Here is a 697-nt window from a genome sequence, read left to right on the forward strand (position 1 = left end):
AATACGTAGAATCTCTTATTAAGGTGATTTACTTTGTCATATCATAGATCATCGAAACTATAATCCTCGCGTGATAGCTTTTGTGTCCAGTGAGTTTAATGAACACATTTCTCCAACTGATTACCCTAGCTTCATATTGAATGCGTTAGACAACCCTGAAATGATTTGGAGTAAACCTTTCCGTTCTCTAAGTTCTCAGCTCCAAACACTTACTGATAACACTATTTTTTCAACAAGCTTTTTTGGGGGYCAGAATAGAAGAACTCAGGAGTCAGTTTTCAAGATTGCATAGACATGTTTGTGCGTTCTATGGCCAACCCACATCACAGGGAGACTTTAACTCGTCACTAAAGAGTCTTGAGTCTGGTTTATCTCCATTTCAGGCGGCAAAGTTGATTTGTAACCCTTCTGTTCAAGATTTTCTAAAGTCGTACCTTAACGACAAAGAGTTTCTAGGACTTCTACCATCCGTTGCAATAAAAGCAAAGTGGGCAAAAAATCTATGGGCGCATATGAAGAAAGTTTTTACGGAGCCAGAAGATTTGCAGTATTGCGCTCAAACATTTTCAGGCTTTGCAACTAAAATCCAATGCTCACCAACTCAAGTCAAAACGCCATATGCAGGGTTTATTAACGGATATGCCATAACTTTTACAGATTTATCTTTGTCGGAAAGGKTCGAATTTTTATTCGATTT

General features: G+C 38.1%; 1 protein-coding gene. It reads left to right on the plus strand.

Going from position 1 to position 697, the window contains the following annotated elements; translation table 11 throughout:
• Positions 1-392: 392 nt before the first annotated feature.
• A partial coding sequence (locus CIK04_RS34730; protein WP_325205976.1) for a hypothetical protein occupies positions 393-697 on the plus strand: 305 nt, incomplete at its 3' end.

Source organism: Vibrio sp. 03_296 (assembly GCF_002265885.1).